The organism is Sphingopyxis sp. LC363 (assembly GCF_000756385.1).
In the GTDB taxonomy this organism is placed as follows: Bacteria; Pseudomonadota; Alphaproteobacteria; order Sphingomonadales; family Sphingomonadaceae; genus Sphingopyxis.
In genome coordinates this window covers 1-24,537 of record NZ_JNFC01000040.1, presented here as the reverse complement: position 1 = coordinate 24,537, position 24,537 = coordinate 1, and the positions used below count along the sequence as shown (strand labels likewise).

The 24,537-nt window shown below is 66.1% G+C and carries 19 protein-coding genes and 1 pseudogene; 9 read left to right on the top strand and 11 right to left on the bottom strand.

Annotated features, from left to right (window positions below):
- A pseudogene (locus tag FG95_RS14695) lies at positions 1–808 on the bottom strand (excinuclease ABC subunit UvrA); the annotation flags it as partial.
- Between the two features lie 229 nt (positions 809–1,037).
- On the opposite strand from FG95_RS14695, the gene FG95_RS14690 reads away from it, so the two are divergent.
- Entirely contained in the window at positions 1,038–3,119 is a 2,082-nt protein-coding gene (locus FG95_RS14690; RefSeq protein WP_037556839.1) for a M13 family metallopeptidase, read from the top strand.
- 17 nt (positions 3,120–3,136) lie between these two features.
- On the opposite strand, the gene FG95_RS14685 is transcribed toward FG95_RS14690, so the two are convergent.
- On the bottom strand, positions 3,137–4,684 hold the full coding sequence (locus FG95_RS14685; RefSeq protein WP_037556838.1) for a BCCT family transporter: 1,548 nt from the start codon (positions 4,682–4,684) through the stop codon (positions 3,137–3,139).
- A gap of 129 nt (positions 4,685–4,813) precedes the next feature.
- Between FG95_RS14685 and FG95_RS14680 the strand changes: the two genes are divergently transcribed.
- Positions 4,814–5,245 carry a hypothetical protein gene (locus FG95_RS14680; RefSeq protein ID WP_037556837.1) on the top strand — a complete coding sequence of 144 codons (432 nt, stop codon included), beginning with the start codon at positions 4,814–4,816 and terminating at the stop codon, positions 5,243–5,245.
- Positions 5,246–5,419: 174 nt separating this feature from the next.
- Here FG95_RS14680 and FG95_RS14675 read toward each other — a convergent pair whose 3' ends face one another.
- The gene (locus tag FG95_RS14675) at positions 5,420–6,025 is read right to left on the bottom strand and encodes a hypothetical protein (RefSeq protein WP_152567665.1); all 606 of its coding nucleotides are present in this window, start codon (positions 6,023–6,025) and stop codon (positions 5,420–5,422) included.
- Positions 6,026–6,178: 153 nt separating this feature from the next.
- Here FG95_RS14675 and FG95_RS14670 point away from each other — a divergent pair, with 153 nt between their 5' ends.
- Positions 6,179–6,517, top strand: coding sequence for a UrcA family protein (locus FG95_RS14670; protein ID WP_081933170.1), 339 nt, complete (start codon positions 6,179–6,181; stop codon positions 6,515–6,517).
- Between the two features lie 312 nt (positions 6,518–6,829).
- On the opposite strand, the gene FG95_RS14665 is transcribed toward FG95_RS14670, so the two are convergent.
- The 5 genes from FG95_RS14665 to FG95_RS14645 all read right to left on the bottom strand — a co-directional run bounded on the left by FG95_RS14665 (position 6,830) and on the right by FG95_RS14645 (position 15,273).
- A complete protein-coding gene (locus FG95_RS14665; protein WP_037556834.1) occupies positions 6,830–7,561 on the bottom strand; it encodes a LytR/AlgR family response regulator transcription factor in 732 nt (243 codons plus the stop codon).
- 5 nt (positions 7,562–7,566) lie between these two features.
- On the bottom strand, positions 7,567–8,739 hold the full coding sequence (locus tag FG95_RS14660; protein WP_037556833.1) for a sensor histidine kinase: 1,173 nt from the start codon (positions 8,737–8,739) through the stop codon (positions 7,567–7,569).
- Between the two features lie 106 nt (positions 8,740–8,845).
- Complete coding sequence (locus FG95_RS14655; RefSeq protein WP_037556845.1) at positions 8,846–10,192, bottom strand: MATE family efflux transporter; 1,347 nt, start codon at positions 10,190–10,192, stop codon at positions 8,846–8,848.
- A gap of 98 nt (positions 10,193–10,290) precedes the next feature.
- The gene (locus tag FG95_RS14650; RefSeq protein WP_037556832.1) at positions 10,291–13,044 is read right to left on the bottom strand and encodes a valine--tRNA ligase; all 2,754 of its coding nucleotides are present in this window, start codon (positions 13,042–13,044) and stop codon (positions 10,291–10,293) included.
- A 162-nt stretch (positions 13,045–13,206) separates the two neighbouring features.
- The gene (locus FG95_RS14645; RefSeq protein WP_037556831.1) at positions 13,207–15,273 is read right to left on the bottom strand and encodes a S9 family peptidase; all 2,067 of its coding nucleotides are present in this window, start codon (positions 15,271–15,273) and stop codon (positions 13,207–13,209) included.
- Between the two features lie 131 nt (positions 15,274–15,404).
- Here FG95_RS14645 and FG95_RS14640 point away from each other — a divergent pair, with 131 nt between their 5' ends.
- Positions 15,405–16,169, top strand: a complete 765-nt coding sequence (locus FG95_RS14640; RefSeq protein WP_235211574.1) for an HPP family protein — start codon at positions 15,405–15,407, stop codon at positions 16,167–16,169.
- A 106-nt stretch (positions 16,170–16,275) separates the two neighbouring features.
- Here FG95_RS14640 and FG95_RS14635 read toward each other — a convergent pair whose 3' ends face one another.
- A complete protein-coding gene (locus FG95_RS14635; RefSeq protein ID WP_037556830.1) occupies positions 16,276–17,562 on the bottom strand; it encodes a metal-dependent hydrolase family protein in 1,287 nt (428 codons plus the stop codon).
- Entirely contained in the window at positions 17,535–18,440 is a 906-nt protein-coding gene (ypfJ, locus tag FG95_RS14630; protein ID WP_037556829.1) for a KPN_02809 family neutral zinc metallopeptidase, read from the bottom strand. Before ypfJ ends, FG95_RS14635 begins: the two co-directional genes overlap by 28 nt.
- Positions 18,441–18,593: 153 nt before the next feature.
- Between ypfJ and FG95_RS14625 the strand changes: the two genes are divergently transcribed.
- The 5 genes from FG95_RS14625 to FG95_RS14605 all read left to right on the top strand — a co-directional run bounded on the left by FG95_RS14625 (position 18,594) and on the right by FG95_RS14605 (position 23,568).
- Positions 18,594–19,751, top strand: a complete 1,158-nt coding sequence (locus tag FG95_RS14625) for a patatin-like phospholipase family protein (protein ID WP_037556828.1) — start codon at positions 18,594–18,596, stop codon at positions 19,749–19,751.
- Positions 19,752–19,784: 33 nt separating this feature from the next.
- Positions 19,785–20,570 carry a 3-hydroxybutyrate dehydrogenase gene (locus tag FG95_RS14620; RefSeq protein WP_037556827.1) on the top strand — a complete coding sequence of 262 codons (786 nt, stop codon included), beginning with the start codon at positions 19,785–19,787 and terminating at the stop codon, positions 20,568–20,570.
- A 75-nt stretch (positions 20,571–20,645) separates the two neighbouring features.
- Entirely contained in the window at positions 20,646–21,296 is a 651-nt protein-coding gene (locus FG95_RS14615; RefSeq protein ID WP_037556826.1) for a DUF4893 domain-containing protein, read from the top strand.
- A gap of 23 nt (positions 21,297–21,319) precedes the next feature.
- Positions 21,320–22,648 carry an amidohydrolase gene (locus tag FG95_RS14610; protein WP_081933169.1) on the top strand — a complete coding sequence of 443 codons (1,329 nt, stop codon included), beginning with the start codon at positions 21,320–21,322 and terminating at the stop codon, positions 22,646–22,648.
- Positions 22,649–22,743: 95 nt separating this feature from the next.
- The gene (locus tag FG95_RS14605; protein ID WP_081933168.1) at positions 22,744–23,568 is read left to right on the top strand and encodes a helix-turn-helix domain-containing protein; all 825 of its coding nucleotides are present in this window, start codon (positions 22,744–22,746) and stop codon (positions 23,566–23,568) included.
- Between the two features lie 157 nt (positions 23,569–23,725).
- Here FG95_RS14605 and FG95_RS14600 read toward each other — a convergent pair whose 3' ends face one another.
- On the bottom strand, positions 23,726–24,496 hold the full coding sequence (locus tag FG95_RS14600) for a crotonase/enoyl-CoA hydratase family protein (RefSeq protein WP_235211573.1): 771 nt from the start codon (positions 24,494–24,496) through the stop codon (positions 23,726–23,728).
- Positions 24,497–24,537: the final 41 nt, after the last annotated feature.

Genomic DNA, 24,537 nt, shown 5'->3' with positions numbered 1-24,537 from the left:
TTTTTTCGCTGAAAATCAAGCGGTTGGCCGGTATGCCCGCGCCCTTCATCGCCCCGCCGACCTCGCCCCCGCGCCCCGGAACCTCCCCATCGGCCATGTCGACATACGCGACACCTTCGGCAAGTTTCAGCGCCGTCTCGAAACTGTCGGCCAGCCGCGTCTCCAGCCCTTCGCGCACCGCGATACGGTCGACGACCACCTCGATATCATGCTTGTATTTCTTGTCGAGCGCCGGCGCCTCGCCGATTTCGTAGAACTCGCCGTCGATGCGGACGCGCGTGAAGCCGTCCTTCTGCCACTGCGCGAGCTCCTTCTTATACTCGCCCTTGCGGCCGCGCACGACGGGAGCGAGCAGATAGGCGCGCGTACCCTCGGGCAGCTCCATCACGCGGTCGACCATCTGGCTGACCGTCTGCGCCGAAATCGGTTCCCCCGTCGCGGGCGAATAGGGGATGCCGACGCGCGCCCAAAGCAGACGCATATAGTCGTAGATTTCGGTGACGGTCGCGACGGTCGAGCGGGGGTTTCGGCTCGTCGTCTTCTGCTCGATGCTGATCGCCGGCGAAAGCCCGTCGATATGCTCGACATCGGGCTTCTGCATCATCTCGAGAAACTGGCGGGCATAGGCCGAGAGGCTCTCGACATAGCGCCTTTGGCCCTCGGCATAGATGGTGTCGAAGGCGAGCGACGATTTGCCGCTGCCCGACAGGCCGGTGATGACGATCAACGCGTCGCGCGGCAGGTCGACGTCGACGCCCTTGAGGTTGTGTTCGCGCGCACCGCGAACCGAAATATGGGTGAGACTCATGGGAGGGATTTGTTCCAGATTTGTTCTGATAGCGCAAGGGCGGTTTGCGCCCGTTCGCCGCATAGATAGGTGGCCCGATGCGGCGCCGCAATGCGGGTGTTTCCACCAACCCCACAAAGGCTTCGACCAGCGTCGGGCCGCTCGCTTGACCCTCCGGCGCGGCGGGCGGACAAGGATGGCCATGCGCGCCGCGTCTACACGCGGCGCCGGGGAATGGGAGACTGGGGATATGAAGAATTTCACTTCGAGCGTCGCGGGGCTGGCGATTGCGGTAGCGCTGGTTGCGACGCCCGCCATGGCGAATGACGTCGATGCGCGGGATATGCTCAAGGCGGCGGCGGAAACGGGCGGGGACGATGCCCCGGCGGAAGATGCGCTGACGGCCCTGACCTTCGGAAAATGGGGTGTCGATTTGGGCGCGCGCGACACTTCGGTGAAGCCGGGTGACGATTTCGACAAATATGCGAACGGCGGCTGGTTCGCCCGAACCGAGATTCCGGCCGACCAGGCCTCGGCGGGGGTCGATTATGACGTCTATAATCTGACCCAGCGGCAGCTTCGCCAACTTGTGACGAGCGCGCCTGCGACGAGTCAGGTCGGCGGCCTTTATCAGAGCTTCATGGACGAGGCGCGGGTCGAGGCGCTCGGCACGAAGCCGCTGATGGCCGACATCGCCGCGGTCTCGGCGATCGCGGACAAGAGCGCCATGGCGCGTTTCATGGGCAGCACGCAGGGGACATTCGGTTCGACGATCGTCAGCGGCGGCCCCTATGCCGATACCGCCGATCCGACCGTCAACGTGCTCTGGCTCGGCCAAGCGGGGATCGGCCTGCCCGAACGCGACTATTATCTGAACGACAGCTTCAAGCCGCAGCGCGACGCCTATCGCGCCTATATCGCGCGGACGATGAAGATGGCGGGCAACGCCGACCCCGAAAGGGCGGCCGACGCGATCATGGCGTTCGAGACCGAGATCGCGAAGGTCAGCTGGGCGATCGCCGATCGCCGCGACATCGGCAAGATCAACAACCCGATGTCGTCGGACGAACTCGCCGCCTATGCGCCGGGGCTCGATTGGAAAGCGTGGTTCGACGGCGCCGGCATCGCGCCGCAGAAACGCATCATCGTCAACGAGAAGACCGCAATTCGCGACATCGCCGCGCTCTATGCCAAGACCCCGCTCGACACGATCAAGCTGTGGCAGCAGTTCCATGTCGCAGACAATGCGGCGCCCTATCTCGACAAGACGTTCGTCGACAGTCGCTTCGAATATACGAAGGCGCTGAGCGGGGTCGGCGAGCTGCGTCCGCGCTGGAAACGCGGGCTGACGCTCGTCGACGGCAGCCTCGGCGAACTGGTCGGCGAGACCTATTCGAAGCAATATTTCCCTGCGAGGGCCAAAGCCAAGATGGAGACGCTCGTCGCGAACCTGAAGCTCGCGATGGGCGATCGCATCCGGGCCAACAGCTGGATGGCGCCCGCCACGAAGGATGCAGCGCTTGCCAAGCTCGCGAAGATGGACGTGATGGTCGGCTATCCCGACAAATGGCGCGACTATTCGGAGCTGAAGATCGACCCCGTCGATCTTTACGGCAATGTGAAGCGCAGCTCGGCCTTCGAATATGCCTATGCCCTGTCGGACCTGAACAAGCCCGTCGATCGCAAGAAATGGGCGATGAACCCGCAGACGGTGAACGCCTATAATGGCGGGCTGGAGAACAAGATCGTGTTTCCGGCGGGCATATTGCAGGCGCCCTATTTCAGCGAGAGCGTCGACGATGCGGTCAATTACGGCGCAATCGGCGCGGTGATCGGCCATGAGATCACCCATGGGTTCGACGATCAGGGCCGCAAGATCGACGCCGAGGGCGCGGTGCGCGACTGGTGGACCGCCGAGGACGCGGCGCGTTTCGATGCCCAGGCGAAGGCGTTCGGCTCGCAATATGCGACCTATGAGGCGGCGCCCGGCGCCTTCATCAATCCCGACCTGACGATGGGTGAGAATATCGCCGACCTCGCGGGGCTGGAGGTCGCTTATGATGCCTATCACCGCTCGCTTGGCGGCAAGGAAGCGCCAGTGATCGACGGGCTGACCGGCGATCAGCGCTTCTTCCTCGCCTTTGCGCAGGCGTGGCGCGACAAGGCGCGCGACGACGCGATCAAGCAGCAGGTGGCGAGCGACCCCCACAGCCCCGCGCGCTGGCGCATCATCGGTCCCGTGCGCAACGTCGATGCGTGGTACAAGGCGTTCGGCGTTGACGCGGGCGCCAAATACTATCTGAAGCCCGAAGAACGCACGAAAATCTGGTAGGTCCTGGGACCCCTTTCTCAGGACCGGGCGGGGGCGGCCTCGTGCCGTCCCCGTACCGCTATCGCGAGCAACGAGAGCGCGGCGCCCAGAATGATGAAGAGCGCAGGGAACCCGCCAAGCACCGACATCATGCGGATGCCGCCGATCCCGCCGGCAGCGACGAGGATCGTTCCGACCAGCCCGACGGTCGCGCCCCAAACGATCTTGACCATCAGCGGCGCCTCCGGCGTTTCGGGGGAGATGCCGTGCGTCGAGAGCGCGCTCATCGCCGAGACATTGCTGTCCGCCGCGGTGACGTAGGAGATGAAGATCGCGCCGATCAGCAAGGTGAGAACCGGCAGGCCGCCGCCGAGCTGGTCGAACAGCCGATAGAGGAGCGGATCGGGGCCGACGCTGCTAAGCACGGCGTAAAGGTTGCCGCCCGATTGCTGGTCGAGGGCGATGGTCGTGCCGGCGATGATCGTCATCCATGCCGCACCGAATAGCGACGGGAGCAGCAGGTTGAACAGGATGAAGGCGCGGACGGTGTAACCGACCGCGAGGCGGCCGAGGAAAAGTGCGGTGACCGGGGCCCAAGCGAACCAGTTGCCCCAGTTGAAGATCGTCCATTGTCGGTGCCATTCGGGATCGACGTCGACACCGATGCTGCGTGGCAGGAATGTCGCGACGTGATCGGCCGCGCCCGCGATGCCGAGCCCGGCGAGCCTGTCCGCCGGCCCCGCGATCAGCACGAACAACAGAATCGCGAAGAACAGCCAAATATTGAAGAGCGAGAGGCGCGTGATGCCGCGCTGGAGGCCGAGCGCGGCCGACAGGATGAAGGTCGCGACAATCGCGCCGGCGATCGTCCAGCGGAGCGGCGCGCCGCCCGTGAAACCGCCGAGCCCTTCGATCCCGCCGGCGAGCGCGAGAACGCCGGCACCGAGTGAGGCGGCCATGCCGGCGACGAGCGCGAAGAGGCAAAGGATGTCGATCGCGACGCCCGCTACGCCATGCGCGCGCTGGCCGAGCAGCGGGACGAAGAGCGACGAAAGGCTGAAGGGCTCGCGGCGGTTGTAATAGACCAGCGCGAAGGCGAGCCCGGCGACGGTGTAGATCGCGTAGGGCGTCAGCGTCCAGTGCAGGAACATCGTCGACATCGCGAAGGTCGCGGCGGCGTCGCTGCCGGGCTCTAGCCCGAGCATCGCGGGCGGATCGTTGAGGTGGAACAAGGGCTCGGCCGCGCCCCAGAAGAGGATGCCGGTGGCGATGGTGGTGCAGAGGGTTACCGCGAACCAGCGCCAGCGCGAGAGAATGGGCGTCGCACCCGGGCCGCCGATGATCCGCCCGCCGAGCGGCGAGAGAGCGATGCTCGCGAGCAGCGCCAGAAAGCCGATCCCCGCCCAGGCGAAAAGCGGCGAGAAATTGCGAAGGATCCAGTCGTTGATCGCGGTTTCGGCCGCGACGACGGCTGCGCCCTGCCACAGGCTGAGGATGACGGCGGCGAGCAGCACCGCCAGCGGCGTGAAAAATACCGGGCGGTTGAGGGGATGTTTGGTGAGCGGGCGTTTAGGGGGTGCTGGCAAAGGGGCGGCCGATCGGACAGGGTGAACTCCAGCATGGCGGCTGCCCCGCCCGAGGTCAAATCGGCGGGAACGGTCCACCGGACCAAGCGTTCGACCGCCGGACAGGAATGATTTGAAGGAGTGACTTCGATGACCAGAAGGATTTGGGCGGCGACCGCCGCTTTCGCGCTGCTTTCGTCGGGCCAGGCGATGGCTTGGCGGGCGCCCGAAGCGGCCCCCGCTACCGAACCCGCGGCGACGCCCGCGCCCGCCGCCGAAGAGAAGGCGCCCGACGGCACAACGCCGGAGGAGCGCGCGAATACGGCGCGGCTCAACGCCGAACAGGCCGCGCGCGCGCGTTCCGACAACACGATTTATGCACAGGAAGTGTCGGCGGCGCAGCAGCAGGTGGCGCACGACCAGCAGGTCTATGCCGATGAAACCGCGGCCTATGAGGCCGAAAAGGCGCGCGTGGCCGCCATGTCGGCCGAAGAGCGGATCAAATGGGAGGCCGACGTCGCGGCGTGCAAGGCGGGCGATACGACGCGCTGCGCGCCGCCCGCGCCCGTGCCGCCGAAGTAGGGGCTGGAGAATTTGGAATGCGGCGAGCAGTTAATCTGCAACGCCCATCCGTTCGTGCTGAGCTTGTCGAAGCACCGTCCTGTTTTTTGACGTAGCAAAGGAATGACGGCCCTTCGACAAGCTCAGGACGAACAGCTCATTTGTTGTAGATTGAACTAAATCCGTTCAAGATTCTCAATATTTCGTCGTCGGCGCGACAGGCGTTTCGACGGGCGGGGTTCCCTTTTCCGTAACCGGTAGGGCTATGTCTTCGGGCGCGAGCGTTTCGAGCCGCGGGCCGGGGTCGGGAAAGCGACCGCCATATTGGTAGCCATCGTCGGCGGGTTCGGGGGCGGGTTCGGGGACCCGTTCGTCCGGCAGCGGCGCGTCGAGGTCGACGGCGCCGAGTTCGCGGAAGGCATTCTCCATCCTTGACTCGCGTTCGACGCGAAGCCGGGCCGCGACGCCATAGCTGTCGGGGCAAGCGAAGCACGGGGCGGCGGTTTCGCCCTGCGGTACGCGCGCGTCGGGGTTGGCGCTGTACTGCGCATAGGAGGCGGGATCATCGCCGATGCGCGCTGCCGCAAGCGGTTCGGCACTCTTGTCGCCCAGCAGCACTCCGGCGAGTGCTCCCGCCAGCGCGAGCAGCAGCAAGCGGAGCAGCAATTCGCCGCCGCGCCGACTCGCAACGAAAGATAATTTCCTGGCCACTGGCGGATTTGACCCCAAGCGCGTGTTCAATGCAAGTCCGGCGCCATGATATTGCCCCGCCGCCGGCCATTCGTCGACGGATGGACGCACTTCGTCCGTAAATCGAGCGGCCGTTCGCCCCCATCGATCCAAAGATGAATCCCATGACGTCCAAAGAGTATTACCCGTGTTGCGGGATATCGGAAGACGGTCTCCCCGGTCCGCGATCCGGTATCCCGCATCCCTTGTAGAGAGGACTCCCCCATGGCGAAATTTTCCCTCATGCTGCTGGCAGTGCCGCTGGCGACGGCCGGCCTCGCTGCGCCCGCTTTCGCGCAAGACGACACGCGGAGCGTTACCGTGTCGTATGACGATCTGAACCTGTCGAGCGAACGCGGCCGCGAACGGTTGACGACCCGCGTCAAGATGGCCGTCCAGAAGGTTTGCGGATCGCCGAGCCGCGTGACGCTGCGCGAGCGCGTCGCCGAGCGCGAGTGCATGGCGCACGCGACGCGCGATGCCGAAACGAAGCTTGCCGCGCTGTTCAACGGCGGCGGCACGCGACTGGCCGACCAAGGGCCGGTGGTCGTCGCCGCTCCCTGACCAACCCCGGCCGTATGTCGTCCCAAGAAGGCGGTCTTGCCCAACGGCATGACCGCCTTTTTTGTGGTAGCTGCCATTGGATGGTTTGATATCTCTCCCCTTGAGGGAGAGATACGAAGGCTTGGCAGCTTGCTGCCTAGCCGAAGTTGAGAGGGGGTTTGCGTCCGCCGGCGTCGCACCCCCTCTCCAAGCTTCGCTAGCTCCCAAGGGAGCAAGCTGCGCTATCCTCTCCCTCAAGGGGAGAGGAGCATATGTCCGCTCCTCACCCAAGGTGACATCTTCCAGCGAGCCGGCGGCATGGCCGCCGTTTCGTCAGGCGTGCATGATCGCCTTGACGTCGTGCAAATAGGTGCGGCCGATGCGATGGATGCCGCCTTCGCCCAGATCGACGCTCCACGCGCCGTCGCCATGATGTTTCAATCCGACGATCCCTTCGCGGCGGATCATCTTCGAGCGGTGGATGCGCATGAACTGGTCGGGGTCCATGCGCGCTTCCAGTGACTTGATCGTCTGGTGAATGAGCCAGCTGCGGCCGCCGACGTGCAGGCGCATGTAGTCGCGCTCTGCCTCGATGAGGTCGACTTGGCCCGCGTCGATGCGCAGCATCTCGCCGCGGTTCTGGACCCAGAATTCGTTGATCCACTTGCTCTTTTGCGCGGGCGTCCGCTCGGTCATCCGCCATTCGCGGACGCGCGACAGCGCGCGCGCGAGGCGGTCGGGCGACACGGGTTTGAGCAGATAGTCGACCGCGGCGACGTCGAATGCCGCGACGGCATAGCGATCGAAGGCGGTGACGAAAACGACCGCGGGCGGATTGTCCATGGCCTCGATCGCCGCGGCGACCTCCAGCCCGTTGAGGTCGGGCATCGCGATGTCGCAGAGCACGAGGTCGGGCGCGAGCGCGTCGACCATCCGCAGCGCCGACGCACCGTCGCTCGCGGTGCCGACGAGCGCGACGCCATCCTGTTGGCCGGCGAGGATTTGCAGGCGCTCGATCGCGAGCGGTTCGTCGTCGACGATCAGGGTGCGAAGCGTCTGTATCATGAGGGTCAGCAAGCCTCCCTAGCCAGCGGCAGCCACAGTGATACCACAAAACCGCCATCGTCCGACGGGCCCCATTCGCAGCCGGCGGTGGGGCCATAGCGCGTCAGCAGGCGCTCGCGGACATTGCCGAGGCCGAGGCCGGTGCCCGAGGCGGGAACCGGCGCCCTGGGGTCGATGTCATTCTCGATGCGAAGGATGAGCAGCCCAAATTCGGCGCTGGCGGCAAGGCGGATCGCGATTTTGCCCTTGCTGGGCGAAACGCCGTATTTGATCGCATTTTCGATGATCGGTTGCAGGATCAGCACCGGCACGCAGGCGTTTTTCAGCTCGTCGGGCATCGTCACTTCGACCTGGAGCCGGTCGGGAAAGCGCGTCTGTTCGATGTCGAGATAGAGGCGTTGAAGCGCGATTTCCTCGTCGAGGCTGACGAGCTGTTCGGGGTCGACCGCCAGGCTCGAGCGGAGGAAGGACGAGAGGTTCATGATCATCGTCTCGGCCTCGCTTTTGGATCCCTTCAGGACCAGCGTTGACAGCGAGTTGAGCGTGTTGAAGAGGAAATGCGGATTGACCTGGTAATGGAGTGCGCGAAGCTGCGCGGTTTGCGCTTCCATTCGGAAATGATTGGCGCGCCGTTCGACCGCGCGCATTTCGTTGGCATAGCCGAAAGCGACGTAAAGCGCCGCCCATACGGCGAAAAAGAAGTACCAGCGGATCGAGCTGTCGAGGATCAGGACCATTTCCCAGGCGACGGGAAATTTCGACTGCACTTCCTCGATGATCTTCGCGGTGTCGGGTGCGGGAAACCAATAGAAGAAGACGAGCAGGTTGATCGTCGCATAGACGACCACGAGGGGGATCGCGGCGCCCATCGCCGCGGCAAGGCGGGCGCCGAAGCTTTGCGGCTGCGCGCGCTGGAGCAGCTGATAGAGGACGAAGGTGCACAATATACCCGCGATGACGACGATCGCGCGGCGGCCGGCATAGGACCATTGATCAGGCGCGCCCGTCAGCATCGCGAGCCCCGTGGTGATCAGGAAATAGATCAGCCACATCGCGATGATCGACCCGATCGCGACGCGCGGGTTGACGCGGGCGTCGGAGGCGCGCCAGTCGGGCGCCGCTGCCAGCATTTTCGCGCGCTGGTCGCGCAGCGCGTCTTTGCGGTTTGTCACATTCATTGACGTTGCTTTAGCGGCAAAAGCCGGTCGATGGCTAGCGGGCGCCGGGCCGCCAGTCGAAGCTGCGCGCGCCTTGGTCGAAAGCGGCCGCCGGTCAGCCGGCGGGTTACGGCAGCGTGCGGCGCCAGTTGCCGCGCCGGTAGATCGCCCACGCCATCGCGAGCGAGGCGAGCGACGACGAGGGAAAGCTCCACCAGAGGATGTCGCTGCCCACCGTCGGATAACCGAAATAATAGATGCCGAGGCGGATCGGGAACATCGACAGGAAGAGGATGACGAGCGGCGGCACGACCGATCCGTTGGCGCGCAACGTGCTGATCAGCACGATCGTCGTACCGAAAGGCAGGAAGGTCCAGGTCGCGATGAGCTGGATATTGCGCGCGACCTCGATCGCGGAGCTCTCGCTGCCGAGGAAGAGGGCGAGCGCGGCGCGGTCGAAGATCAGGAGCAGGACGATGAGCGCCCCGGTCATCGCGAGGTTGATCATGATGCCGCTGTTCGTCACCGACGCGACGCGGTCCCAGCGGTTCGCGCCGATATTCTGCGCCGCCATCGAACTGACCGCCGCACCGACCGCGAGCGCGGGCATCTGGATATAGTTCCAGAGCTGGAGCGTCGCGCCATAGGCGGCGGCGGTGACCAGCCCCTCGCGGTTGACGAGGCCGACCATGACGAGCCCGGCGCCCGAGATGACGAGCATCTGCGCGCCCATCGGCAGGCCGCGGCCGATGATGAAACGCAGCTCCGACCATTTGGGGTAGAGATAGGATAGTTCGCGGCCGCGCAGGCGCAGGACATGGTTCTTCGCATAGAACCAGCCGATCATGCCCGCGAGGCTGATCGTGCCGGCGGCGGCGGTGGCGAGCGCGCTGCCCGCGATGCCGAGGCGCGGGAAGGGGCCGAGGCCGAGGATCAGCACGGGGTTGAAGACGATGTCGAGCACCACCGCGAGGATCATGAAGCGCAAGGGCGTTATCGCATCGCCCGCGCCGCGCGATGCCATCATCAGCGTCACCGACAGCATCGAGGCGGGGACGGCGAGGAAGGTGACGCGGAGATAATCGTGCGCGAGCGCGAAGGCCTCGGGCGGGGTTTCGAGCCAGCGCAATATGCGATCCGACGCGAACCAGCCGACGACCGCGATCACGACCGAGAAGATCAGCGCGAGGCCGATGACGCCGCCGGTCGCGCGGCGCGCGGCGTCGACGTCGCCGCGACCTATCGACTGGCCGATGAGGACGGTCGCCGCCATGCCGAAACCGAAGAAGGCGCCGAACATCAGGAACATGATGATGTTGGCGTTGGCGGTGGCGGCGAGCGCGCCTTCGCCGAGGAATTGCCCGACCCAGATCGCGTTCACCGACCCCGAGAGCGTCTGGAGGATGTTCGACGCGAGCGTCGGCAGCGCGAAGAGGATCAGCGTTTTGGTGATCGGGCCGTGGGTCAGATCCATCCGCCCGTCGCGCGCGGTCTGGCGCGGCGGGATTGGGCTCGCGGCGGGATCGGCCGCCGCCGCGACGGGCGTCGGCGTGACGGGGCTTTCGCCGTCACTCACCCCAAGCGGGCCAGTGCGGCGGTCAGGCGGTCGGCTTCGGCCTCCTTTGCGGCGTGGTCGGCGCGCGCTTTTTCGACCGCTTCGGGCTTGGCGCGTTCGACGAAGGAGGGATTGTTCAGGCGGCCGGCGAGGCCGTCGCGTTCCTTCGTCGCGGCGGCGAGCGCCTTGGTCAGCCGGTCGCGTTCGGCGGCGATGTCGATCACGCCCTCGAGCGGGACAGTGATCGTCTCGCCCTCGACGACGAGCTGCGCCGATGCGCCCGCGGGGGCGGAGTCGAAGCTGACGCTTTCGAGGCGCGCGAGGCGGTCGAGCTGCGCCGCGAGCTTGTCGGTGCGGGATTTCAGCGATGCCGGGAAATGCGCGGTGAGGCGCGCGCCCGGCGGCAGGCCGAGTTCGGCCTTGGCGGTGCGCAGTTCGCTCACGAGCTTGATCAGCCAGTCGATATCAGCGCTGGCGTCGGCATCGCGTGCGGCGTTCGGCGCGGGCCATTTGGCGGTGATCAGCGGATAATCGGCGCGGTCGCCGAGCCCGGTCCACAGCTCTTCGGTGATGAAGGGCATGAAGGGGTGGAGCATGACGAGGATCTGGTCGAGCACCCAGCCGGCGACGGCCTTGGTCTCTTCGTCGATGCTTCCCTTGATCAGCTCAAGATACCAGTCGCAGAAGCGGTCCCACGCAAAGCTGTAGATCGCGTTCGCGGCTTCGTCGAAGCGATAGGCGGCGAAGGCACTTTCCATCGCGGTGACGGTCGCGGCGACTTCTCCGATGATCCAGCGGTTGACCGGGCGCGTCGCGGACGGCGCTTCGAAGCTGGTCGAGGCCGAAATGCCATTGGCTTCGCAGAAACGCGCGGCGTTCCACAGCTTCGTCGCGAAGTTGCGATAGCCCGCGAGGCGCGCGTCATCCATCTTGATGTCGCGGCCCTGGCTTTCCATCGCCGACATGAAGAAGCGCAGCGCGTCGGCGCCATACTGGTCGATCAGTCCGAGCGGATCGACGACATTGCCCTTCGACTTCGACATCTTCGCGCCGTCGGGCGCGCGGACGAGGCCGTGGAGATAGAGCGTCTTCCACGGCACATCGCCCATGAACTCCATGCCCTGCATCGCCATGCGCGCATCCCAGAAGAAGAGGATGTCGAAGCCCGAGATGAGGACGTCGTTGGGGTAGTGGCGCTTCAGCAGCTCGGTATTCTCGGGCCAGCCGAGCGTCGCGAAGGGCCAGAGCGCGGAGGAGAACCAGGTGTCCAGCACATCCTCGTCGCGGGTGAGGGCGACTTCCGCGCCTGCCTGTTCCTGCGCCTCTTCCTCGGTCTCGGCGACGAAGATGCGGCCATCGTCGGCGTACCAGGCCGGGATGCGGTGGCCCCACCAGAGCTGGCGCGAGACGCACCATGGCTGGATATTCTCCATCCAGTTGAAGAAGGTCTTCTCCCACGTCTTCGGCACGATGTTGATGCGTCCGTCGCGCACGGCCTGCATCGGCGGCTGCGCGAGTGTCTTGGCGTCGACATACCATTGGTCGGTGAGCATCGGTTCGATCACCACGCCGCCGCGGTCGCCGAAGGGCTGCATGATCAGCTTGTCCTCGACCTTGACCATCAGGCCCTCGGCGTCGATGTCGGCGACGACGCGTTTCCGCGCTTCGTAGCGGTCGAGCCCGCGATATTCCTCGGGAACGAGGTTGAGCGCGTCGATTTCGGCCGGGGTCGCGGTCGCGCCCTTCGCGATCTCGACCGCGCGCGCGGCGGCTTCGGCATAGGGCGCCCCGTCGGCGCGCATCGCCGCGACCTCGTCCATCAGCCGGTACATCGGGATGCCACCCCGCTGCGCGACGCCATAGTCATTCTCGTCGTGCGCGCCGGTGATCTTGACCGCGCCCGACCCGAAATGCGGATCGGGATATTCGTCGGTGATGATCGGGATCAGGCGGCGATGTTCCTTCGGCCCGACCGGGATTTCGCAATATTTGCCGACGATCGGGCGGTAGCGTTCGTCGTCGGGGTGCACCGCGACCGCGCCGTCGCCGAGCATCGTTTCGGGGCGCGTCGTCGCGATCGCGATATAGTCGCGCTCTTCCTGCAGCACGACGTTGCCGTCGGCGTCGCGCTCGACATAGGTGTAGGTTTCGCCGCCCGCGAGCGGATATTTGAAATGCCACATATGGCCCGGCACTTCGCGCGATTCGACCTCAAGGTCCGAGATCGCGGTCTTGAGTGCCGGATCCCAGTTCACGAGCCGCTTGTCGCGGTAGATCAGGCCCTTCTTGTGCAGGTCGACGAAGACCTTCACGACGGCCTCGGTGAAATGCGGATCCATCGTGAACTGCTCGCGGCTCCAGTCCATCGAGCAGCCGAGGCGGCGGAGCTGGCCGGTGATCTGGCCGCCGCTTTCGGCCTTCCATTCCCAGACCTTGTCGACGAATTCGTCGCGCGTGAAATCGGTGCGCTTCTGCTGGCGCTCGTTGAGCTGGCGTTCGACGACCATCTGCGTCGCGATGCCGGCATGGTCCATGCCGACCACCCACAGCGCGTCCTTGCCGCGCAGCCGCTCGTAGCGGACGAGCACGTCCTGCAGCGTGTTGTCGAGCGCATGACCGATGTGCAGCGCGCCGGTGACGTTCGGCGGCGGGTTGACGATCGTGAAGGGGGTCGCGTCGGGGCGCGACGGGCGAAACAGCCCGCGGCTTTCCCACTCATGGGCCCATTTCGCCTCGATAGCGGCGGGATCGAAGGTTTTTTCCATCGGCATAGCCGGGCGCCTTTGCCAGCCGGGGGGCGAGGCGGCAAGGGGGGATAGCTGGAACAGCCCTATCTACCTCGTCATGCCGGGCTTGACCCGGCACCCGCCTTTCTTTTCGTCAAGAAGGCAGGCCCCGGATCAAGTCCGGGGTGACGATGCAGAAAAGTCGGCCTACTTCTTCAGATGCTCACCCAGCCAGTTGAACACCGTCTGGTGCCACTGGACGCTGTTCGCCCCCTTGAGCACCCAGTGATTTTCGTCGGGGAAGACGAGCAATTGCGACGGAACATTCCGGCGCTGGAGCGCGGTGAAGGCGGCGAGGCCCTGGCTGTACGAGATACGGAAATCCTTTTCGCCGGTGATCACCAGCATCGGGGTCTTCCACTTGTCGACATGATTGACCGGGTTCCACTTTTCGGGGTCGGTGCGTTCCCACCAGGGGCCGCCATGGTCCCATTCGTCGAACCACAGCTCCTCGGTCTCGAACGCCATCGCGCGAAGATCAAAGACGCCATCGTGCTGGACGAGGCATTTGAAGCCGTCGGTCCACTGGCCCGCGATCCAGTTCATCATATAGCCGCCGTAGGAGGCGCCGAGTGCGCAGGCGTTATTGAGATCGAGCTGCGCATCCTGCTGGCCCGCGGCGGCGAGGCCGAGCTTGAGGTCCTCGAGCGGCTTGCCGCCCCAATCCTTGTTGATGCTGTCGGTGAAGGCCTGCCCATAGCCAGTCGAGCCGTGAAAATCGACGGTGACGACGCCATAACCCTGCTGCGCGAAGAGGCGCGGGTTCCAGCGCGTCGACCAGCTGTTGCCGAAGCTGCCCTGCGGCCCGCCATGGACGATGAAGGCGACCGGCAGCTTGCCCGTGCTGTTCGCGGGTTTGAGGATCATGCCCCAGACCTTGTCGCCGTTCGCACCGGCGAACTCGATCTTTTCGAGCTTTACCGGATCGAATGTGGCGAGGGTCGCGGCGTTGACGTCGGTGAGCTGGCCGACCTTGCCCTTGGCATCGCGGACGAAGAGGTCGGTCGGCGCGAGCGCGCTGTTGCGCGAATAGAGGAGGGCGCCGCCGGGGAGCGGGGTGACATCGCCGATATTGCCCGCATATTCATCGGGCGACGCCTTCAATTTCTCGACCTTGCCCGTCGCGGCATCGACGCGGAAGACCGGATGTTCGAGCGTGTCCTGCGCGGTGACGTAGAGCGACTTGCTGTCGGGGGCCCAGGCGATCGAGCCGACCGAGCGGTCCCACGCGTTGGTGAGCTTCTTCGTCTCGCCGTTTTCGAGGTTGCGCAGCATCAGCACGAGCCGGTCGGCCTCGTAACCCGGGCGCGCCATCGCGACGTAAGCGAGCCATTTGCCGTCGGGCGACGGCGTCGGCAGCGTGTCGGTCGCCTGATTGTCCTGCGTCAGATTGACCGGTGCCATCCGGCTGTCGACGAGCCAGCTGTAGATGTCGAGATTGGTCGACATCGGCTCGTTCCGGTCGGCCTTGCGCAAAGTGAAGAATACCGTGCGGCTGTCGGCACCCCATGCAAGTTCCTCGCCGCCGCCGAAGGGCTTCGAGGGGGTGTCGCCAATCAGATTGCCGTCGGCCGGCCGCGCGGCCATCGCCTTGCCGCCTGCGAGGTTGAAGACGAAGGGGCGGCTGTAGGTGCCGGGGGTTTCCCAATGGTCCCAGTGACGCACGAAACCTGCGCCATCCTTGTAGAGACGGCCGGTGCCGGGGCCGGTCAGCGCGCCCTTGTCCTTTGCCTCGCAGCCGAAGTCGGTGCACTCCTTGGCGATGTCACCCCAGGCGAGCAGCTTGGTCGCGTCGGGCGAGATTTTGAAGCCCGCGACGTCGGCGTGGGTGTCGGTCACCTGCGTCGCGGCGCCGCCCGCTTTCGGATCGATGCGCCAGACCTGATCCTTGCCCGAGGCGTTCGAGAGGAAATAGAGGAAGCCGTCCTTGTCGAAGGCAGGCGAGGTCTCGTTCTTGCCCGCGGTGTCGGCGATCGGTGCCGGCTTTGCGCCCTTCGTCTGACGGTCGACGAGCCAGAGGCCGGTCGATCTTTTGTAGGTTTCCGCCTCGGTCTCGGTCATCTGGAAGACAACCCAGCGGCCGTCGGGCGACGCCGTCGGCGCGGCAACACGCTTCAGCGTCGCGAGGTCGACTTCGGTCATCGGACGGGCGAGGGCGGGGGTGGAAAGGGCGGCGGCGAGCGCGATCGCGCTGGCAAGGAGTTGGTTTCGCATGAAAGCGGTTTAGCGGCGCGACCGGCTGGTTCAAGGGTGATCGTAAATCGAACTTCGCGCCGTTCAATCAAAGCTGTCTGGATCGCAGCGCCATAATGGTCCATCGGCGCGGCCCGAAAGAGGAGAATCGCTTGTTCCGGGCGCTGTCGACCACCACCATCCGTTTGTTCGTGCCGCTGCTGGCGGGCGCGAGCCTGCGCGACCGCGCGATCGGCAGCGTCGGCGCGCTGATCGGGATCGCGGTCGCGGGCGTGTTTTGCGTGCTGTTCTTTCCAGCGGCGACGCCGTGGATCGTCGCGCCGGTCGGCGCGTCGGCGGTGCTGCTGTTCGCGGTCCCCGCGAGCCCGCTCGCACAGCCCTGGTCGATCGTCGGCGGCAATGTCCTGTCGGCGGCGTTCGGGGTGATCGTCACGGGAATGGTGCCGGAGCCGGCGCTCGCGGCGGCGCTGGCGGTGGGCGGCGCGATCCTGATCATGTCGCTGCTGCGCTGCCTGCATCCGCCGGGGGGCGCCGCGGCGCTGAGCGCGGTGATCGGCGGCCATGCGCTGCAATCGGGGCACGCCGCGCACCTGCTGCTGCCGATGCTCGTCAATTCGCTGCTCCTCGTCGCGGCGGGCTGGGTCTTTCACCGCTTTTCGGGGCACAGCTATCCGCACCGCGCGGCGGCGGTCGAAGGCAAGCCCGCGGTCGCTGCGGCGCCGGCGGGGCTGCTGATGGACGACATCGACGCCGCGCTCGACGATCTGGGCGAGACGTTCGACATCGGCCGCGAGGATTTGGCGCTGCTGCTCGCGCGGGCAGAGGTTCATGCCGCGTCGCGGATCGGGCGGGCGCAGATTGCGGCGGTCAAGAAGGTGCGCGGCAAGAAGGCGGTGCACGAGGTCGAGCATAGTTGACGTCGTCATCCCGGGCTTGATCCGGGATCCAATCCTCCGGCGTCGCGCTAATGGACCCCGGATCAGGTCCGGGGTGACGATGATGGAGAGGGGCTGAAACCCGCCGTCAGCGCACCAGCACGCCGCCCTTCATCACATGGTCGATCTTTTCGAGCACGCCGATGTCGGCGAGCGGGTCGGCCCTGACCGCGACGAAGTCGGCATAGCGGCCGGGAACGATCACGCCGACGTCGCCGCGCCCCATTTCCTCGGCGGCGCGGCCGGTCGCCGACTGGATCGCCTGCATCGGGGTCATCCCGTATTTGACCATATTGCGGAACTGGCGCGCGTTGAGCCCGTGCGGATAGACCCCGGCGTCGGTCGCATAGCCGATGTTGACACCGAGCTCGACCGCGCGGCGGAAGGCGGCGCGCTGCGCGTCGGTCGTCTCGCGGTTCTTGCGCAGATATTCCTCGGGCCAGCCCTCTTTCGTGCCGACCTCGTCGATATAGGTTCCGTTGTAGATGTCCATCGCGAGCCAGGTGCCGTGCTTTTTCGCGAGTTGCAGCGCCTCTTCGTCGGCGAGGCTGGCGTGCTCGATGCTGTCGACGCCGGCGCGGATCGCATTTTTGATCCCTTCGGCGCCGTGCGCGTGCGCGGTGACCCTTTTGCCGCGCGCATGCGCGACCTTTACGATCGCGCGGAGTTGTTCGGGCGTCAGTTCGGGCGCGCCGGGTTCGGTGCCGATCGCGAGCACCGCGCCGGTCGCGATCGTCTTGATGAAATCGGCACCATGGTCGAGCAGATACGCCGTCTTGGCCGCCGCTTCCTCGGGCGTCGCGGCGACCCCGAGGCGCATGTCGGGCGGCAACTCTTCGTTCGGGACGACGCCGTTGAGTTCGCCGCCGCCCTTGGGGATGGTGAGATAGGCGCCCGCGACCCACATGCGCGGTCCGGGAACGTCGCCGCGGTCGATCGCATTGCGGAGCGCCACATCGGTGAGGCCGCGATAGGTGCCGACGTCGCGGACGCTGGTGAAGCCCGCTTCGAGCGTGACGCGCGCGTTGCGCGCGCCGACGAGCGCGGTTTCGGCGGGCGAGGCCTTCATCGGCGCGGCGAGATCGGCGCTCTGGCCGAGGTCGGCGAGGTGGGTGTGGAGGTCGATCAGGCCGGGGAGGACGGTGAAGGCCGACCAGTCGAGCCGCGTTGCGCCTTCGGGCGTTTGCCCGCACGCGCCGACCGCCTTGATCCGCTCGGCCTCAACCGTGATGCACTGGCCGGTGCGGGCGGTTTCGGACACGCCGTCGATCAGCCGCCCGGCCACGATATAGAGCGTTTCGGCCGACGCCGGCGATGCCGCCAAGAGGGATGCCGCGAGCGCGGCGGTCAGATGGCGGTATCGAAGGCGTTGCACTGGCGCGGGTCCCCCGTCTGCAGGCCGCGGCGGAGCCAAGTCATGCGCTGCTCGCTCGTCCCGTGGGTGAAGCTTTCGGGGACGGGGCGCTGCCCCGCCGAGCGCATCAGCGTGTCGTCGCCGATCGCGTTGGCGGCGCGCATCGCTTCCTCCATATCGCCCGGTTCCATCACCGGCTGGCCAGCGCTGTTGCGCGCGCGCGATGCCCAGACGCCGGCGTAGCAGTCGGCCTGCAATTCCATGCGAACCTGTAACTGGTTGCCCTCGGCCTGCGAGGCGCGCGCCTGCGCTTGGCGAACCTGGTTCGAGATGCCGCTGATCGTCTGGATATGATGGCCGACCTCGTGCGCGACGACATAGGCCTGCGCGGCGTCGCCCGCGGCGCCAAAACGCTGTTCGAGTTCGCGGAAGAAGGCGGTGTCGAGATAGACGCCCTGATCGGCGGGGCAATAGAAGGGGCCCATCGCCGCTTGCGCCGCGCCGCAGCCCGACTGGTTCCGTTCGGTGAAGAAGTTGAGCGTCGGCCTTTGATAGCCGCTGATGAGTTCGCTCCACACCTGATGCGTCGAGCCGAAGACGTTGCATGCGAAGCGTTCGGCCTGGGTGTCGCAGGCGACGTTGGCACCGCTGCGGCTGTCGGCCATCGGATCGCTCGTCCCGCTGCCGAGATTCAACATGTTGGAGCCGGGGCCGAGCACGAAGAACGCCACCGCGCCGAGCAGCAGGATCGTCCCGCAGCCCATTTTGCGCCCGAGCAGCATCGGCAGGAAACCGATCAGCAGCCCGCCGAGACCACCGCCTCCGCCGCCGCCGAAACCGCCGCCGCCCCGGCCCAGATCGCGAATATCGTCTCCGGGATCATAATCGTCGAGGCGCATCGGGCTTCTCCACCATCAAGGTCGTTCCGGCGCGAGTGTTACAGCAGCGGGGGGCAATTGGAAGGGGCTTCGAAGCCGACAAGCCATTGCAATGGCGCGTGCTGCGGTGCAACATGGGCGCCGCTGCACGTCAGAGGATTGTCGCCCGAGTCCATGCCCCGCCGAGCCGCCCGCGCCGCCTTGCCGCTTCCCGACCTCGTCGTGCTCGTCCTGCAAGGCGGCGGCGCGCTCGGGGCGTTTCAGGCGGGGGTGTATGAGGCGCTGATCGACCTAGGCATCGAACTCGACTGGGTCGCGGGGATTTCGATCGGTGCGGTCAACGCCGCGATCATCGCGGGGAACGAGCGCGATCAGGCGGTCGGCAAGATGCGCGAGTTTTGGGAGGGCGTGTCGTCGGCGCTCCCCTCGCTGCCGACCCCCGACAATGACTGGGCACGCGAATGGTCGCACATGGCGGCGGCGGGGCAGGTGATGGCGTTCGGCGTGCCGGGCTTTTTCACGCCGCGCTTTCCGCCGCCGGCACTCGCCGCGCGGCAGACGCCCGAGGCGGTGAGCTTCTATGACACCGCGCCGCTGGCGGCGACGCTCGACCGGCTGGTCGACTGGGACCGGGTGAACCGGGGCAAGGTGCGGCTGTCGGTCGGCGCTGTGGCGGTCGAGACCGGAAACTTCCGCTATTTCGACACGACATGCGACACGATCGACGCGCGGCATATCCTCGCGTCTGGGGCGCTGCCGCCCGGGCTGCCGCCGGTCGAGATCGACGGGCATTGGTATTGGGACGGCGGCCTCGTGTCGAACACCCCGCTCGAACATGTCGTCGCGGCGGCGCATGAGGATATGCTGGTGTTTCAGGTCGACCTGTTTCCGGCGCGGGGCGAGCGGCCGCACGACCTCGAGCAGGCCTGGTCGCGCGAGAAGGACATCCGTTTTTCGAGCCGCACGCGGCGGATCTCGGACGGGCTGGTACGGCGGCGCAAGGAGCATCGGCTGATCGACCGGATGCTCGCGAAGCTGCCCGAGGAGTTCGCCGACCTCGCCGAAGTGAAGGCGGTGCGGCGGATGGTCGAGTGCAAGGCGCTGAACGTCGTGCAGTTGATCCACGAGCCGCCCGCGTGGCAGACCGGCGCGCGCGACTTCGAATTTTCGCGCTCGACGATGGAGGTCAACTGGGCGCTCGGCCGCGCCGCGGTCGAGGCGGCGATGAAGGACGGCCATCTGCTCGCCGAAAGCATCGCCGAGGGCCGGTCCGACAGCTTCGCAGTGCAGCCCGACGGGCTGAAGCCGAAGGCCGGCAACGACCTCGGATGATTTCTCTCCCCCCAAGAAGAAGGACCCCGCACCATGCGCCTTAAAGGAAAGACCGCCCTCGTCACCGGATCGACCTCGGGCATCGGGCTCGGCATCGCGAAAGCCTTCGCAGCCGACGGCGCCGACATCATCATCAATGGCTTCGGCGACGCCGATGCGGTCGAGGTAGAACGCAAGGGGCTGGAGGCGATCAGCGGGGGCAAGGCGGGCTATGACGGCGCCGACCTGACCAAGTCCGAAGAGATCGAGGCGATGTTCGCGCGCGCCGACAAGGATTTCGGCGGCGTCGACATCCTCGTCAACAATGCGGGCATGCAGTTCGTCTCGCCGGTCGAGGATTTCCCGGTCGAGAAGTGGGACATGATCATCGCGCTCAACCTGACCGCGGCGTTCCACACCATCCGTCACGCGGTGCCGGGGATGCGGAGGAAGAAATGGGGGCGGATCATCGGCACCGCCTCGGCGCACTCGCTCGTCGCCTCGCCGTTCAAATCGGCCTATGTCACCGCGAAGCACGGGCTTGCGGGATTGACCAAGACCGTCGCGCTGGAGGTGGCGGACGCCGGAATAACGGTGAATTGCATCAGCCCGGGCTATGTCTGGACGCCGCTGGTCGAGAACCAGATTCCCGACACGATGAAGGCGCGCGGCATGACGCGCGAGCAGGTGATCAACGATGTGCTGCTGGCGGGGCAGCCGACGAAGCAGTTCGTCACGGTCGAGCAGGTCGCGGCGCTCGCGAGCTTCCTGACGCGCGACGAAGCGGCGAACATCACCGGCGCGAACCTCAGCGTCGATGGCGGCTGGACGGCGGCTTAAGCTCCTCCGCCCTTGAGCAATCTCCTTTGCGCCCTTAAGGTTAACCATCGAGGGGTCGGGGAGAAACAGAGAATCATGGGTCGCACCATATGGGTTTTTGCGGTGGCGCTGGGCGTCACTTTGAGCGCGTGTCGCACGATGGTTCCTGCGATGCCGTCGTCGTCGGCCGACGCGCCGCTTCCCGAGGCGACGGGCGGCTGGCGTGCGACCGCGACCGATGCCGACAAGCAGCGGATCCGCGGCTGGTACAGCAGCTGGCAGGCGGCGCTCGCCGATGCGCGCGCCAAGGGCTTTGGCGCCGAGATCGACCGCGAGGGCGCGCTGCTTCAGCCGATGGCGGCGTTGCCCAACCCGCATCTGCCCGCGGGCGAATATCGCTGCCGCACGATCAAGGTCGGTGCGCAGGGGCGCGGGGTGCTCGGCTATATCGCCTATAGCTGGTTCCGCTGCCGCGTCGCGCCCGAGCAAGGCTTGTCGAGCCTGACCAAGCTGTCGGGGTCGCAGCGCCCCGTCGGCCTGATCTTTCCCGACAATCTGAAGCGCCAGGTCTTCCTCGGCACGCTCGAGCTCGGCGACGAGAAGATGGCGATCAATTACGGCAGCGACCGGATGCGCGATATGGCGGGGCTGGTCGAACGGATCGGCGACAATCGGTGGCGCGTCGTGCTGCCCGCACCGGCGTATGAATCGCTGCTCGACGTGATCGAACTGGTCCCGGCGGGCTGAAGAACGGACAAAACAGGGGAAAGATGATGCGGATTTTGTGGACGGGTGCGGCGGCGCTGGTCTTGACGGTATCGGGCGCGATGCCCGCGGCGGCGCAGGCGCTGCGCGGCGAGGTTGAACAGCAGATGCCGTCGCTGATGGCGATCTACAAGGATCTGCACGCCCACCCCGAACTCAGCTTCATGGAGGTCCGCTCGGCGGGCATCCTCGCCGCCGAGGCGCGCGAGCTGGGTTTCAAGGTCACCGAAAAGGTCGGCGGCACCGGCATCGTCGCGGTGATGGAGAACGGCGCCGGCCCCGTCGTGATGGTGCGTGCCGACATGGATGGGCTGCCGGTGACCGAGCAGACGGGGCTGCCCGGCGCGTCGAAGGTGCGCGTCACCACCAAGGAAGGCGTCGAAACCGGCGTGATGCACGCGTGCGGCCACGACACACATATGACCGCCTGGGTCGGCGTCGCGCGGCTGATGGCGGCGAACAAGGATAAATGGTCGGGCACGCTGGTGATGATCGGCCAGCCCGCCGAGGAACGCGGCGCGGGCGCGCGGATGATGCTCGAGGACGGCCTCTATACGCGCTTCCCGAAACCCGAATATGTGCTGGCGTTCCACGACGCGGCGCAGTTTCCCGCGGGCAAGATCGGCTATACGCCGGGCTATGCGCTCGCCAATGTCGACAGCGTCGACATTTTGGTGAAGGGCGTCGGCGGCCACGGCGCCTATCCGCAGGCGACGAAGGATCCGATCGTGCTTGGGAGCCGCATCGTCGGCGCGCTCCAGACCTTGGTGTCGCGCGAGGTAAGCCCGCTCGATAGCGCGGTGGTGACCGTCGGCAGCTTTCATGCGGGCGCCAAGCATAATATTATTTCAGACGAAGCGCGGCTGCAGCTGACGGTGCGCAGCTATACCGACACGGTGCGCGACCATCTGCTCGACGGCATCGCACGCATCGCGAAGGGCGAGGCGATCGCGGCGGGCGTGCCCGAGGACCGGATGCCCGTGGTGACGGTGCAGCGGGACGAATATACACCCGCGACCTTCAACACCCCCGAATTCACCGAGGAAATGGCAGCGTTCCTGACGACGAGCTTCGGCGGGGAACGCGTGGTCAAGATGCCGCCGGTGATGGGCGGCGAGGACTTCGGCCGTTTCGGGCGCGAGGACAAAAGCATCAAGAGCCTGATTGTCTGGGTCGGCGGGGTGCCGCAGGCCGAATATGACGCGGCGAAGAAGGAAGGCCGCACGCTGCCGAGCCTGCACTCACCCTTCTGGGCACCCGACGCGCCGGCGGTGATCTCGACTGCGACCGAGGCGCTGACGGCGATGACGATGAAGCTGATGGCGAAGGGGTAGGCGGAGACGCTTCTCTCACGCCCGGTCTGGCCCTGCTGCCTTTTCCCAATTAAATTGGGATGGACCTGTTCGTGAGGCTGTGGTGAGCGAAGCACATGTCTGCCGATGAACCTGCTCCCGGCTTGTCCGCACGCCTTACCGACCTGGAAATGGAAATCTTGCGCCTGTTGGTCGCCGGGCATACGGTCAAGACCATCGCAGCGCGTCTGGGCCGTTCGGAAACCTCGATTAACGAGCGTTTGCGCTCCGCCCGCCGGAAAACGGGCGTCGGCAGCAGCCGCGAATTGGCGCGGCTTCTGGACCGCCAAAAAACTTGTGACGAAAATATCGATCTTTCGAGCCAGCGCTCCACCGTGAAGGATTTGGCGCACACCGCAACCATTGGGGTTCGTGGTTCGAAAGGAATGATCGTTATGCTCATCGCAATACCCTTGGCGGCCGCTGGATTGATGGTCGCAACCGCCCCTTCCGCCGATCAGGCCGGAACATCCGACGCCGTCCACAGCGCGGCATCCGAGCCGCTGCCGCTCGCCGGAAGCTGGTCGCTGGACGCATCGGCCATGCCCGAGCAAGAACGGCCGCAACGGGTGACGATGACGTTTCGCGCATCGCAGGACGGCAAATGGACAACGCGGGTCGAAATCGTCGCGCCGGACGGCTCGCGCAGGCATGCCGAATCGACCGCCGCGCTCGATGGCGTCGCCGTACCGGTCACCGGCAATATGGATTTCATCGACAGCGTCGCTCTGCGTCAGCCGGCGCCCGACACCTTGGTGATGACGCTGAGCAAGGCGGGCGCGCGGGTGTCGACGCGCGTCTATACCGTTGCGAAGGATCTGAAATCCATGACCGAAACGATCGTCTGGTCCAGCGACAAGCTTCAAAAACTGGAAACGACGCACTTTAATCGCGTTTCCTGATCGCTTCCACCACCGGCATCGCGCGGGGCTTCGAAGAAATGCCGGACCTCACGCGTTCGCGGCCTGCAAAGTTGCAGACATCGCGTGCGCAATGCCCCCCTCCCAACCTTCGGCACCTCGGGCTTGCCCCCGGGGGGCCGCCTTTATGGTTTCTCGGTCATTCCCCGGTAAAAGTAGCAAAGCTGCCGCCCCGACCGGCTCCGTCGGTGAAGCGTTTCGCGCCCGCTGCCGCGCCTTCGCGCAAAGGAGCGAGGCCGGCGTGCGCTTCGTGCGCGAGCGCGCCTTCGATTCCGAAATCCCATTGGCGGTAGGCGCTCAGCCGGTCGCTGTTCATGCAGATTTGCGGAAAGGCGGCGATCTGTTTGGCGAGCTCGACCGCGGCGGCGAGCGCGCTGCCGTCGGGGACGACGCGGTCGGCGAGGCCGATGCGCTGCGCCTCGTCGGCTTCGACGGGACGGCCGGTGAGGATCATGTCGAGCGCGCGGCCTTGCCCGACGATGCGCGGCAGGCGGACGGTGCCGCCGTCGATCAGCGGGACACCCCAGCGGCGGCAATAGACGCCGAAGACGGCACTTTCCGCCGCGACGCGGAGGTCGCACCAGAGCGCGAGTTCGAGCCCGCCGGCGACGGCATGCCCCTCGACCGCGGCGACCACCGGCTTTTCGAGCAGCATCCGCGTAGGTCCCATCGGGCCGGGGCCGTCGGGATCGTAGCGGTTAGCGCCGACCGCGCCGAGGTCGAAGCCGGCGCAGAAATGACCTCCGCTGCCGGTCAGGATGGCGACCTTCGCATCGTCGTCCACCGCAAAGGCGGCGAAGGCGTCGCGCAGCGCGTCGGCGGCCGCGGGATCGACCGCGTTGCGCTTCGCCGGGCGCTCGATCGTGACGATCGTGACGGGGCCGTCCTTTGCGATTTCGACGCTCATCATGCTTGCTCCTTCATCGGAATAGGGTGGCGCGGCGCGCGGGG